At 72.7% G+C, this 12,853-nt stretch carries 10 protein-coding genes and 1 pseudogene; 5 read left to right on the top strand and 6 right to left on the bottom strand.

All coding sequences use genetic code 11. The features are described 5' to 3' along the window. Nucleotides 1-193 precede the first annotated feature (193 nt). Complete coding sequence (locus tag ACFV88_RS33855; RefSeq protein WP_385495981.1) at nucleotides 194-3,016, top strand: glycosyl hydrolase family 65 protein; 2,823 nt, start codon at nucleotides 194-196, stop codon at nucleotides 3,014-3,016. Nucleotides 3,017-3,026: 10 nt separating this feature from the next. Here the strand turns inward: ACFV88_RS33855 and ACFV88_RS33850 are convergent, their stop codons facing one another. Next, on the bottom strand, nucleotides 3,027-3,539 hold the full coding sequence (locus ACFV88_RS33850) for a MarR family winged helix-turn-helix transcriptional regulator (protein ID WP_385495980.1): 513 nt from the start codon (nucleotides 3,537-3,539) through the stop codon (nucleotides 3,027-3,029). A gap of 166 nt (nucleotides 3,540-3,705) precedes the next feature. Here ACFV88_RS33850 and ACFV88_RS33845 point away from each other — a divergent pair, with 166 nt between their 5' ends. From ACFV88_RS33845 to ACFV88_RS33835, 3 genes are read left to right on the top strand one after another with little or no spacing between them, the layout of a single operon-like run. Continuing rightward, nucleotides 3,706-4,947 carry an MFS transporter gene (locus tag ACFV88_RS33845; protein ID WP_385495979.1) on the top strand — a complete coding sequence of 414 codons (1,242 nt, stop codon included), beginning with the start codon at nucleotides 3,706-3,708 and terminating at the stop codon, nucleotides 4,945-4,947. Nucleotides 4,948-5,000: 53 nt separating this feature from the next. Then, nucleotides 5,001-5,333 (top strand): DUF4326 domain-containing protein, encoded by a 333-nt coding sequence (locus ACFV88_RS33840; protein ID WP_385495978.1) that lies wholly within the window; start codon nucleotides 5,001-5,003, stop codon nucleotides 5,331-5,333. Nucleotides 5,334-5,381: 48 nt separating this feature from the next. Beyond that, entirely contained in the window at nucleotides 5,382-5,963 is a 582-nt protein-coding gene (locus ACFV88_RS33835; RefSeq protein ID WP_385495977.1) for a Uma2 family endonuclease, read from the top strand. Nucleotides 5,964-6,280: 317 nt separating this feature from the next. Here ACFV88_RS33835 and ACFV88_RS33830 read toward each other — a convergent pair whose 3' ends face one another. From ACFV88_RS33830 to ACFV88_RS33810, 5 genes are all read right to left on the bottom strand, one after another. Continuing rightward, nucleotides 6,281-6,829: a winged helix-turn-helix domain-containing protein gene (locus ACFV88_RS33830; protein ID WP_385495976.1), complete on the bottom strand. Its 549-nt coding sequence runs from the start codon at nucleotides 6,827-6,829 to the stop codon at nucleotides 6,281-6,283. Between the two features lie 226 nt (nucleotides 6,830-7,055). Beyond that, nucleotides 7,056-8,144 carry a redox-regulated ATPase YchF gene (gene ychF / locus ACFV88_RS33825; RefSeq protein WP_385495975.1) on the bottom strand — a complete coding sequence of 363 codons (1,089 nt, stop codon included), beginning with the start codon at nucleotides 8,142-8,144 and terminating at the stop codon, nucleotides 7,056-7,058. A gap of 155 nt (nucleotides 8,145-8,299) precedes the next feature. Next, nucleotides 8,300-8,779, bottom strand: coding sequence for a DUF6542 domain-containing protein (locus ACFV88_RS33820; RefSeq protein ID WP_385495974.1), 480 nt, complete (start codon nucleotides 8,777-8,779; stop codon nucleotides 8,300-8,302). A gap of 419 nt (nucleotides 8,780-9,198) precedes the next feature. Continuing rightward, entirely contained in the window at nucleotides 9,199-9,993 is a 795-nt protein-coding gene (gene ppgK, locus ACFV88_RS33815; protein WP_385495973.1) for a polyphosphate--glucose phosphotransferase, read from the bottom strand. Nucleotides 9,994-10,075: 82 nt separating this feature from the next. Continuing rightward, on the bottom strand, nucleotides 10,076-11,080 hold the full coding sequence (locus ACFV88_RS33810) for a 4-hydroxy-3-methylbut-2-enyl diphosphate reductase (RefSeq protein WP_385495972.1): 1,005 nt from the start codon (nucleotides 11,078-11,080) through the stop codon (nucleotides 10,076-10,078). A gap of 166 nt (nucleotides 11,081-11,246) precedes the next feature. Here ACFV88_RS33810 and ACFV88_RS33805 point away from each other — a divergent pair. Next, nucleotides 11,247-12,634 (top strand): annotated as a pseudogene (locus ACFV88_RS33805) (APC family permease). Nucleotides 12,635-12,853 lie beyond the last annotated feature (219 nt).

Raw genomic sequence — 12,853 nt, 5'->3', positions numbered from 1 at the left:
CGCACCCACATCACACACCGCCCGGCGTTCCAGCGCCCGACCGCCCCCGCGACTGCACCTCACCGCCCCGCGCGACAGCACCTCGCCGCCTCGCGCGGCCGTGCTCCACCGCGCCACGGCGCACCCCGCCCGAACGTGGGACACCCCGGCGCGCACACCCGACCGCGTCCATGAACCGGGCCAAGGTCGGACGATGGACACCCCGACCACCACCCCCGCCGATGCCCCCCTCGCCACGCCCGCCGCCGGACCTCCCGGCCGGCCCCCCGCGCACCGCCGCCGGCGCAGCGCACCGCGACTCGCCACCACCCTGCTCGCCGCCGCCCTGCTGCTCCCCCTGGCACCGGCGTCCGCGAGCGGAGCCGGCGCCCCGACCGCCCCCGGTGCGGACCCCGGTGAGCGGGACTGCGCCCTCGACTCCCCCGACTGGACGCCCGTCGCCACCGCGGTCCCCGCGCCCACCGACGCCCACCACCCGCACCTCGGCAACGGCTACTTGGGCGTCCGCGTCCCGCCCGCCGGCAGCGGCTACGCAGAGCCGGGCGGCGCGACCGGCTGGCCGCTGTACACCCCGCGCTACGACGGCGCGTTCGTCTCCGGCCTCTACGCCCGGGGCCCGGCGAGCACCGGAGGCCGGGACGCCGTCGCCGCCCTCCCCACCTGGACGGGACTGGAGCTGACGGCGGGCCACCACACCTACGGGACGGACGCCTCCGGGACCACCGACTACCGGCAGACGCTCTCGCTACGCTGCGGCTTCCTGCGCACCTCCCTCACCTGGACCGCTCCGGACGGCCGCCGCACCGACCTGGTGTACGACGTCCTCACCGACCGCACCTCCCCGCACGTCGGAGCCGTCCGACTGCGGATCACCCCGCACTGGGACGGCACGGCACGGATCACCGACCGCATCGACGGACGGGGCGCCCGCCGGATCACCCCGTCCGTCGATGCGGTCGGGGGCGCCCTCGCCCCGGACACGATGGCCGTCGCCTTCCGCACGGAGGAACACGAGGCACGTGAGGCAGACGAGGCTCACGCGAAGGGCGCGAAGGGCGCAGCCGAGGGTGCGAAGGGGCGCGAACCCACCGAGGGGGCGCTCGTCTCCACCCTCCGGTCGCCCGGGCGCCCGCGCTCCGCCACTCCGCCCCGGGACCTCACCGCGACCCAGTCCACCACCCTGGACGTCCGCGCCGGCCGGACCTACGAGATCACCAAGTACGTGGGGGTGGACACCGCACTCACCTCCCGTTCACCGCACGAAAGCGCCCGCGCGCACGCCGCGCGCGCGGCCGAACGGGGCTGGGACGCCCTGTTCGCCGAGCACAGCGCCGCCTGGCGCGCCCTGTGGTCCGCGGACGTCGAGACACCGGCCGACGCCCAGGTGCAACGGTGGCTGCGCTCGACCCAGTACGGACTGCTCACCGCACTGCGCCCCGGCGCCCGCAACAGCGTGGCGCCCAGCGGCCTGAGCAGCGACGACTACGCCGGCATGGTCTTCTGGGACGCCGAGACCTGGATGTACCCCGGTCTGCTGGCCACCCGCCCCGAACTCGCCCGACCCGTCGTCGACTACCGCGACCGCACCCGCCCGGCCGCCGCCGCCAACGCCGTACGGACCTGGGTCAAGGGCCTGTTCTACCCGTGGACCAGCGCCCGCGACGGCGATCTGTGGGCCGAGTGCCAGAGTTGGAACCCGCCCCACTGCCTGACCCAGAACCACCTCCAGGGGGACATCGCCCTGGCCGTGTGGCAGTACCACCTCGCGACCGGGGACCGGGCCTGGCTGCGTGCGCACGGCTGGCCGCTGCTGCGCGGCGCCGCCGAGTACTGGGCCTCCCGGGCGACCGCGAACCCCGACGGCACGTACTCCGTCAACGAGGTGGCGGGGCCCGACGAGTACAGCAACGGCGTCGACGACGGCGCCTACACCAACGCCGTCGCCGCGACCGCCCTGCGGTACGCGGTGGACGCCGCCCGCGAGGTGGGCGACGAGGCGCCCGCCCTCTGGACACGGATCGCCGACCGGCTGCGCATCCCGTACGACGCGCAGCGCAAGGTGTTCCTCCAGTACGACGGGTACACCGGGTCGCGGATCAAACAGGCCGACACGGTGCTGCTCGTCTACCCGCTGGAGTGGCCCATGCCCAGCGGCGCGGCGGCGGCCACCCTCGACTACTACGTGGCCCGCACCGACCCCGACGGTCCCGCGATGACGGACTCCGTCTACGCGATCGCCGCCGCCACGACCGACGAACCCGGCTGCGCCGCGTACACCTTCCTGGAACGGGCCTCGCGCCCCTTCTTCCGGGGGCCGTTCGCGCTGTTCTCGGAGGCCCGCGGGGACAAGGCGGGCGCCGACGACCCGCTGTCCGGCTCCCCCGCTCAGGACTTCCTCACCGGCAAGGGCGGCTTCCTCCAGGTGTTCACCCACGGCCTGACCGGGCTGCGTCTGCGCCCGGACGCCGTGCACCTCGATCCGACCCTGCCCCCGCAACTCGTCGACGGGGACCGCGGGGTGACCCTGCGCGGGCTGCGCTGGCGCGGCCGGGAGTACGACGTGGCGATCGGCCCGCGCGAGACCACGGTGCGCCTGCGCTCCGGCGCCCCGCTGCCCGTGGACTCCCCCCGGGGCCGGCTCACGGTCACCCGGGACGCGCCCGCCGTCCTGAAGACCCGTCGCCCCGATCTGACGCCCACCTCCGACCTGGCCCGCTGCCGTCCCGTGACGGCCACGGACGAGGAGCCCGGTGCGTACGCAGCGGCGGCCGTCGACGGCAACGCGGCCACCGCGTGGCGGCCCGGGGTCGCCGGGGCGTCCCTCACCGTGGACCTGGGCCGGGAACGCCCCGTGCGTGCGGTGGACGTCCGGGCCACCGAGAGCCACCGGGTGGAGCTGTCCGCGGACGGACGGCACTGGGAGCCGTTCGCACCAGGCCGGGCGGCGCGGTGGGTGCGGGTGACGCTGACCGGCGGGTCGGCGGACGCGGCGGTGACCGAGGTGGTGGTCGAGTAGCCGGTACGGCTCAGTCCTCGGGGGGCGTGGTGTCCCCGTGGGCCTCCAGCAGCTTGCGCAGGGCGGTGGCCAACTGCTCCCGCTCGCCCGCCTCCAGCGGTTCCAGGAGGCGGGCGTAGTTGTCGAGGTGGGCGCCGAGCACCCGGTCGGTGAGCCGTCGCCCCCGGTCGGTGAGGCGGATGTGGACGGTCCGCCGGTCGCAGCCGTCCCGGACCCGTTCGACCAGGCCCTTGGCCTCCATCCGGTCGAGCCGGTTGGTGATGGCGCCGGAGGTCACCAGGGACACCTTGAGGAAGGCGCCGGCGGTGAGCGTGAAGGGCGGCCCCGCACGACGCAGCGACGCCATCACGTCGAACTCGCCCACCTCCAGGTCGTGTTCGACGAAGAAAGCTTTGAGCTCCCGGTCCAGTACGCGGTTGAGGCGCTGGATGCGCATCAGGACCTCGATCGGGCCGAGGGCCGCCGTGAGATCGGGCCGCTCCCGCTCCCACTGCCCCACGACCCCGTCGACCCAGTCCGCCATGCCCCGTCCCTCCTCCTCCGCAAGCGTTCACCTGCGTTCCTGCCGTGCCGGTGCTGCTGCCGTGCACGTGAGCATGTCAGCACGAAGGGCTTGACGCCGCCGACTCGCACGAGGTCTTATCTTAATGTTGAGATTGTCAATCTTGACCTAATGAGGGGTGGGTCCCATGCCCGAGCACTCCACTCGTCGCGCACGGGACGCGGCCGGGCGCGACACGGCGGCCCGCCCGAGGGCCACCGACCGGGGCGCGGTGCCCGTGCTGTGGCTGGTGCTGCTCGCCACCCCCACCGCGGCGGGCGCCAACACCGTCGTCCTCACGCTCCCCGACATCGCCGCCGCCTTCGACGCGACCGTGCCCACCGCGGCCTGGCTGGTCACCGTCTTCGCCGTGGCCATGGCGGTGGGCACCCCCCTGGTGGCCGGGCTGCTCAGACGGCGCGGACTGCGCGCCGCACTCCGACTGAGCGCCGCGCTCCTCGCCGGCGGCACCCTGCTGATCGCGGTGGCCCCCTGGTTACACCTGGTGCTGGCGGGCCGAGCGGCCCAGGGCGCGGGCGGAGCCGGACTGGTCACCGTGGCGATGAGCCTCGCCGGCACCACCCGCCGGATGGGCGTCCTGACCGCCGGATTCGGCTCGCTCGGCGCGGCCGGCCCCCTCGTCGGCGCCCAACTGTCCGATGCGGTGTCCTGGCGACTGGCCCTCGCGGTGTCCGCCGTCACCCTGCTCGCCGTACCCGCCGTGGCGCGCCACGCCCGCCCCGCACCCCGCGCCGAAGGACCCTTCGACGCCCGGGGCGCCGCACTGTTGGCCGTCCTGGCGTCGGCGCTGGCCCTGATCCCGGCCCTCCCCGCACCCGCCCTCCTCACGGCGGGCGCTTCGGCGGCGCTCCTGACGGTGCACGTCCGGCGCCGCCCCGACGGCTTCGTCCCGCTGAGCGTGCTGCGCAGCCGTACGTTCGCCCTGTCCTGCGCGCTGATCGCGGTGTTCTCCACCCAGTACTTCGTCCTGCTGTTCGCGGTGCCCCGACTGATGGCGGACCGCGCCGGCTGGTCCACCCAGGCGATCGGCACGGGACAGCTCGTCGCCCTGGTCACCGGCTCGGCACTGTCCTGGCTGCTGGCCGCGGCGGCCCACCGGCTGAGCCGCACGGCGATCCGGACGTTCCTGCTCGCCGTGACGGCCACCGCCCTGACGACGGCCGCGCTCGCCCGATCGCCGTGGCCGCTGCTGGTGGTCGCCGGCGCGTCCGTCTTCACCGCGACGGCGGGCAACGCGAACCTCTCGGTCCACGCGGCGGGCGCGGCCCCGGAGCCGCTGCGCCCCACGGCCATCGGACTGTTCACCCTGACGTACCAGCTGGGCGGCGCGATCGGCCCGGGCATCGCCACGGCACTGGTGCTGAGCTGAGGCGGAGTGCCGCGGGGCGGGCGGCGAACGCGTCCGGGCGACACGATGGAGCCATGACGCGCACCACGGTCGTGAACCTGAAGGGCCACCGCGGGGACCCCGCCTACGACGACGTCGTGTACGTGGGACGCGCGATGCACCGCGGCGGCTGGCACCTGGCCGGGTCTCCCCTGGCCAGCCCGTACCGTCCGGGTCCGGACGGGAGCCGCGAGGAGGTCCTCGCCCAGTACCGCGAGCACCTCCTGTCCCGCCCCGACCTCCTCGCCCTCCTGCCCGAGCTGCGCGGTCACCGCCTGGGCTGCTGGTGCGTACCGCTGCCCTGCCACGCCCAGGTGATCGCCGAACTGGCCGATGCCCCGGAACGCCCGCCGCCGCAGCAGCCGTAGCACCGGCGGGGGCACCACGCACACGAGCCGAGCGGCTACCGTGGATGCATGACCGCACTGCCCGACTGGATGCGCCCGCCGCGCGCGGAAGGCTGGTTCGCGGAGGACTTGGACCGCCTCCCCGAGGCACCCCGCCACACCGAGCTCATCGACGGAGCCCTCGTCTTCATGATGTCCCCCCAGCGGTGGTGGCACGGCCACCTCGTCACCATGCTCACCGTCGCCCTCATGGAGCAGGCACCCGCCGGCGTCAGAGTCGGCCGCGAGATGACCGTCAAGCTCGATCCGCGCAACCGGCCGGAACCCGACCTGTTGGTGACGATGGCCGACTTCGACGGCGACCGCACCTGGTTCGCACCGGACGAAGTGCTGCTGGTCGTGGAAGTCGTCTCTCCCGAGTCCGCGCACCGGGACCGCACGGTGAAGCTCCGCAAGTACGCGGAGGCCGGCATCCCGCACTACTGGTGCATCGAGGACGAGGACGGGGCACCAGTCGTCCACGTCTACGAGCTCGACGGACCCACCGGCGCGTACGCGCCCGCCGGGATCTTCCGGGGCACCCTCCAGCGCCCGGTGCCCTTCGAGGTCGACCTGGACCTCGACAAACTCACACCACCGCGCCGCGCCTGAAGGGGAGGCCCGGCAGGAGACCGGGACTTCAGTAGCGCGGCATGTTCGGGATGGCCTTCTCCGCGAGCTCGATGAGCGCCTCCACCTTCGAGAGGTCGGCCGCAACCTCCTCCGGAGTCACGGCGGGGGCCTCCGAAGACCGGTACTCGACTTCGTTGCGCCGGGCTCGCATTCGGTTGAAGGGACGCAGTAGGGATCCGAGGGGCGGGTCGAGCTGCGCTCGCAGGGCCTCGTAGATGACGGTGTGCCCACCGCGACTGGTGGCTGGCCACCGCCGATGAGCGCATCGACCGTGGATCGCCCTTGATTCCAACGTGTCACTGGGCCTCCTGGTCAAGGTGCAACTGAACCAGCGGACGTTCTCGAACGCTGGCGAGGAACGGATCATCCGTGCGGGACTCCCACGCCTCGGCGGAAACCCGATGGACGTTGACCTCGCGGCGCAGCCGCGTGGACGCCCCCTCGGCAAGGTCGAAGAGTGCGTCAGCATCAGGCGCACCCACCACGACCACATCGACATCCACCGGCGGTGGGCCAGGCTCGCCGTTGTACCGCGCGGCCCAAGAGCCGTAGATGTACGCCTGCCGCACGCCTTCGAGTCCCGCGAGCGCTTCGGTGAGCACCGGCAACGGGCCGAAGGAGACGGACATGAGATCGCTCAGCGGACGGTACAGCGCGGTATCCGTTCGGGCCTTGACCAGGCGACTGCGTCCCACCCGCCGATCCGTCAGGATGCCACCGCCGATCAACCGGTCGACCTCGCGCAGGACAGCAGTGGGCGTTACCCCGACGTCCCTGGCGAGCTCGGTGATGGTGTACTCGCGCTCCGGGTGCAGCAGAACGAGAGCAAGGAGCTCACCCTGCATGCGGGATCGGAGGATGGGGAGCAGACTCGGAGACACTTTCATTGGACGCAGCATATCAAGCACCCAACGAAAGTTACATTCGGTAGTGGAATGATTACCACCACTCCTGCGCCAGAACACCCGGCGCCAATCAGCACGGTGATAACGAAGGGGTCGGGCTCGACAGAGCCCGACCCCTTCTGACGTGCACGTTTGACTCAACGCCTAACATAAAGCAAGCGTACGGCTACACGTTGAAGCGGAACTCCACCACGTCCCCGTCCTGCATGACGTACTCCTTGCCCTCCATGCGGGCCTTGCCCTTCGCGCGGGCCTCGGCGACCGAGCCGGTCTCGACCAGGTCGGCGAAGGAGATGACCTCCGCCTTGATGAAGCCCTTCTGGAAGTCCGTGTGGATGACCCCGGCCGCCTCGGGGGCCGTCGCGCCCTTCTTGATGGTCCAGGCGCGGGCCTCCTTCGGGCCGGCCGTCAGGTAGGTCTGGAGGCCGAGGGTGTCGAAGCCGACGCGGGCGAGGGTGGCGAGGCCCGGCTCCTCCTGACCGACGGACTGGAGGAGTTCGAGGGCCTCCTCGTCGTCCAGCTCCGCGAGGTCCGCCTCCAGCTTCGCGTTGAGGAAGATCGCTTCGCCGGGTGCCACCAGGGCGCGCTGCTCGTCCTTGAAGGTCTCGTCCGTCAGCTCGTCCTCGTCCACGTTGAAGACGTAGAGGAACGGCTTGCTGGTGAGCAGGTGGAGGTCGTGCAGCGGCTCGGCGGCCTCGGTGCCCTGAGCGATGCCCGCGGCGAACAGCGTCTGGCCCGACTCCAGGATCTCCTTCGCGGCCTCGACGGCCTTGACCTTCGGCTGGATGTCCTTCTTGATCCGCGACTCCTTCTGGAGGCGGGGCAGGACCTTCTCGATGGTCTGGAGGTCGGCGAGGATCAGCTCGGTGTTGATCGTCTCGATGTCGGACTTCGGCGAGACCTTGCCGTCGACGTGGACGACGTTCTCGTCCTTGAACGCCCGGATGACCTGGCAGATCGCGTCGGACTCGCGGATGTTCGCGAGGAACTTGTTGCCCAGGCCCTCGCCCTCGCTGGCGCCCCGGACGATGCCCGCGATGTCGACGAAGTCGACGGTCGCCGGGAGCTGGCGCTGCGAGGAGAAGACCTCCGCGAGCTTCCCGAGCCGGGGGTCGGGGACACCGACCACGCCGACGTTCGGCTCGATCGTGGCGAACGGGTAGTTGGCCGCGAGCACGTCGTTCTTGGTCAGGGCGTTGAACAGGGTCGACTTGCCGACATTGGGCAGACCGACGATTCCGATCGTGAGCGACACGTTGCGACTTCCCGTACGAGAGGCTGGGTGGAGGCCCTGGTCTCCTGGTCCCCGGTGGGGTACCCGGGGCACGGGCCGATCCCACAGTCTACGGGGTGCCCGCCCCTGTCCGGCTGGGACCGACGGCGTCCTCGCCGGCCGGTGCCGGGCACCGCTCAGACGGTGCGGCGACGGGGGCCGGGGGCCCGCTGCGGTGCCGGGTGCGGGGGCCGCGGGGCGGAAGGGGAGCGCCGGGCGGGCGGGGGTGCGGCACCGGCCGCGCGGTCGGTCGGCCGTGCGGGGCGCCCGGCGCGGGCGGCCGTCCGTGCGGCGCGGGCCGCCGCGGCCCTGCGGGCCACCAGCAGGGCGCCTCGCACGAGGACCACCAGGGCCGCGACGAGGGTCCCCGCGTACAGCCAGCCGGCGTGCAGGGCGAGGACGGTGAACACGCCCATGACCCGGGCCACGAACCCGTTGCCGTCGGCGATGGGGACGGCTCCGGCGGTGAAGGCGATGGGGACGCAGATGGGCGCGGTGACGAGGTCCGCACGGCGCACCCACAGCGCGGTGAGCGCGCTGAGCAGCAGGAACAGCACTCCGTACGCCCCGGGGGAGCCGCCGAAGAGGAACTCGACGAGGCAGCCCAGCAGGGTCATGGAGCAGATGCAGAAGAGCCCGCTGCCCAGTCCGGTCAGCCGGGGGTTCGGCAGTGCGCGCAGCCGGCGGACCAGCGGGGACGGTGGACGACCGGGACGGCGGGCGCCCGCGGCCGTGGTCCCGTCCCGGCCGTCCGCGGCGGACCCGCGGCCACGGGGCCCCGCCTGCGGGGGTAGCGGCGCGGGTCGTCGCGAGCGGTTCTGAGGGGGACGCGTCCTGGGTTGTTCCACTGGTCCAACTTAGGTCGGGTTATGTGCTGAATGGCCAGCGGGACACGCGCTTTGGTCGACCTTGAGGGTGTGTTCGAGGCGTAGGCGGTACCGGCACCGCCGATCGGGTGAGGGCGGGCGGGACCCGCCGCGCCCCGTCGTACCCCCGTCGCGCCCCCGCCGATCGGATCGGACGGGCGCCGGACCGGTCAGACGCCGCCGGACGGGTCGGGCGCCGTGGCCGCGGACACCCGGTGCTCGCCCTGTTCGGCCGCCCGCATCGCCGCCCCGACGATGCCCGCGTTGTTCTCCAACTTCGCGGGGACGATCTCCGCCCGGACGTCCTCGATCAGCGGCAGGAACTTGTGGGCCTTGCGGCTCACCCCGCCGCCGATGATGAACAGTTCGGGGGAGAACAGCTTCTCCAGGTACAGCAGGTACTTCTGGACCCGGTGCGCCCAGTGTTCCCAGCTCAGACCGTGGTCGTCCTTGGCCTTGGTGGAGGTGTGCTTCTCCGCCTCGCGGCCGTGCATCTCCACGTGCCCCAGCTCGGAGTTGGGGACGAGGATCCCGTCGACGAACAGGGCACTGCCGATGCCGGTGCCGAAGGTGAGCAGCAGCACCGTGCCGGTGCGGTCGCGGCCGGCGCCGAAGCGCATCTCGGCGACCCCGGCGGCGTCCGCGTCGTTGACCACGACCACCGGGAGGCCGCCGAGCCGTTCGGAGAGCAGGGTGCGCGCGTCGACGCCGATCCAGCTCTTGTCGACGTTGGCGGCCGTGCGGACCGTGGTGCCCTCGGCGATGACCCCGGGGTAGGTGATGCCGACGGGGCCCTGCCAGTCGAACCGTTGGACCACCTCGCGCACGCCGTCGGCCACCGCGTCGGGGGTGGCGGGCTGCGGGGTCAGCACCTTGTGCCGCTCCGTAGCCAGATCGCCGCGGTCCAGGTCGACGGGCGCTCCCTTGATGCCCGAACCGCCGATGTCCACACCGAAGATCTCCATGCGGAACACGTTACGGTGCCCCGCCCCCCGTCACTTCCCGAACGGCTCCTCCGGGCCGACCGCTCCCGGGGGCGGGAGCGGACTACTGCGCTCCGAGGCGGTCCGCGACCAGGGCCGCGGCCTCCGCGCGCAGGTCACGACGGAGTTCCTTGGGCAGCGAGAAGACGATCGACTCGTCGGCCGTCTTCACCAGCTCCACGTCCTCGAAGCCGCGGGCCGAGAGCCAGGCGAGGACCTCCTCGACCAGGATCTCGGGCACGGAGGCCCCGGAGGTCAGGCCGACGGTGGTGACGCCGTCCAGCCACTCCTCTTCGATCTCGCTGGCGAAGTCGACCAGGTAGGAGGCACGGGCGCCCGCCTGGAGGGCGACCTCGACGAGCCGCTTCGAGTTGGAGGAGTTGCGGGAGCCGACGACGATGACGAGGTCGGACTCGGCGCCCATGTGCTTGACGGCGACCTGACGGTTCTGCGTGGCGTAGCAGATGTCGTCGCTCGGCGGCGAGATGAGCTGCGGGAACTTGTCCTTCAGGGCGTCGACGGTCTCCATGGTCTCGTCCACCGAGAGGGTGGTCTGGGAGAGCCACACGACCCGGGAGGGGTCACGGACCTCGACCTTGGCGACGTCCTCGGGGCCGTCGACCAGGGTGATGTGGTCGGGGGCCTCACCGGAGGTGCCGATGACCTCCTCGTGGCCCTCGTGCCCGATGAGGAGGATGTCGTAGTCCTCCTGGGCGAACCGGACGGCCTCCTTGTGGACCTTGGTCACCAGGGGGCAGGTGGCGTCGATGGTGGCGAGTTTCCCGCGGGCGGCCTCGTCGTGGACGGCGGGTGCGACGCCGTGGGCCGAGAACATGACGATCGAGCCCTCGGGGACCTCTTCCGTCTGTTCGACGAAGATGGCGCCCTTCCGTTCCAGGGTCTGCACGACGTACTTGTTGTGGACGATTTCGTGCCGGACGTAGATCGGGGCCCCGTACTGCTCCAGGGCCTTCTCAACGGCGATCACGGCCCGGTCCACACCGGCGCAGTACCCACGAGGGGCGGCGAGCAGGACCCGGCGGGCTGGCGAAGCAGTCATACGGACCATCGTAAGGCCCTGTCCGACAGGTCATTGATCGCCTTCTTGGGGAGACTGGGTGTGCCGGAGCACGGCTGCCCGCGCACGGGGTGCGTCACCGACGGTCCCCCGGGCCCGTCTCCGCGGGGCGAGGGCCCTCACCGCTCCGGGGGTTCGGCTCCACGGAGGCAGGACGATGGCCGCGAGCGGTACGACGGACGACGAGGTCGGCGGTGGTGGCCCGGCTGCTTCCGGCGCCCCCGGGCTGCGGCGCACCCTGGGCTTCCGCGACCTGGTGGTGTACGGGTTGCTGTTCATCGCCCCGATGGCCCCGGTCGGCGTGTTCGGGGCGTTGGACGCCCGGTCGCACGGGGCGGTGGCCCTGGTCTACGTGGTCGCCACCGTCGCGATGGGCTTCACCGCGTACAGCTACGCCCAGATGGTGCGGGTGGTGCCGCAGGCGGGCTCGGTGTTCGCCTACGCGCGGGCGGGGCTGGGCGAGGCTCCCGGGTTCGTCGCCGGGTGGATGGCGATGCTCGACTACCTGCTGATCCCGGCGGTGGCGTACCTGTTCTCGGGCATCGCGATGCACGCCCTGGTCCCGTCGGTGTCGCAGTGGGTGTGGACGGCGCTCGCGGTGGTCGTCACCACCCTGCTCAACCTGTGGGGGGTGCGGGCCGCGGCGCGGGTGGGGTTCGTGGTGCTGGCGATGGAGATCGTCGTCCTGCTGGTGTTCGTGGTCGCGGCGGTGGTGGTGCTGGCGCGCGACGGGGCGCAGCGGGACCTGTGGTCGCCGTTCGCGGGGACACCGGGTTCGCGTTCGGGGCGGTGCTGGGGGCGGTGTCGGTGGCGGTGCTGTCGTACCTGGGGTTCGACGCGATCGCCTCGTTCGCGGAGGAGGTCACCGGGGGGTCGGCGAAGGTGGCCCGGGCGGTGCTGGTGTGTCTGGTGGTCGCGGGGGCGCTGTTCGTGGCGCAGACGTATCTGGCGGCGCTGCTCCAGCCGGTGTCCTCGGCGGAGTTGGCGGCCGAGCCGGGGCGCCAGGGTTCCGCGTTCTACGACGCGGTGGACGCGTCGGTGGGGACCTGGTTGCACGACCTGGTGGCCGTCAGCAAGGCGATCGGGGCGGCCTTCGCGGCGTTGGCGGGTCAGGCGGCGGCGGGGCGGCTGCTGTTCGCGATGGCCCGTGACCGGCGGTTGCCGCGGGTGCTGGCCAGGACCGGGGACGGGACGCCGCGGGTGGCGCTGTCGGTGGCCGCGGTGATCACCCTGGTCGCCGCGGTGTGGGCGGCGCGCCGGGACGACGGGTTGGACCATCTGGTGTCGGTGGTCGACGTGGGTGCGTTGACGGCGTTCACCCTGCTGCACGCGAGCGTGGTCGGCTGGTTCGTGGTGCAGCGGCGGGGCGGTCCGGTGGTGTGGTGGCGGCATGTGCTGCTGCCGGTGCTGGGTGCGGGGGTCACCGTCGCGGTGATCGTCGAGGCGTCGCGCACTGCGCAGGTCGTCGGGGCGACGTGGTTGGTGGTGGGGTTGGTGGTGCTGTGGGCCCAGCGGGGCCGCGCGCGCAGTTCCCTGCGGCCCTGAGGGTGCGCCCCGGCCGGCGTGCGCTGATCCCGTGCGGGTGCGCGGTGGTTTTGCGCAGTTCCCCGCGCCCCTTAACGGTGCGCCCCGACCCGCGTGCGCCGATCCCGTGCGGGTGCGCTGTGGGTTTGCGCAGTTCCCCGCGCCCCTTAACGGTGCGCCCCGACCCGCGTGCGCCGATCCCGTGCGGGTGCGCTGTGGGTTTGCGCAGTTCCCCGCGCC

The sequence above is a fragment of the Streptomyces sp. NPDC059816 genome (genome assembly GCF_042732055.1).
Taxonomy (GTDB): domain Bacteria; phylum Actinomycetota; class Actinomycetes; order Streptomycetales; family Streptomycetaceae; genus Streptomyces.
The sequence above is the reverse complement of the archived record's forward strand: the minus strand, read 5'-3'. Positions and strand labels throughout refer to the sequence as shown.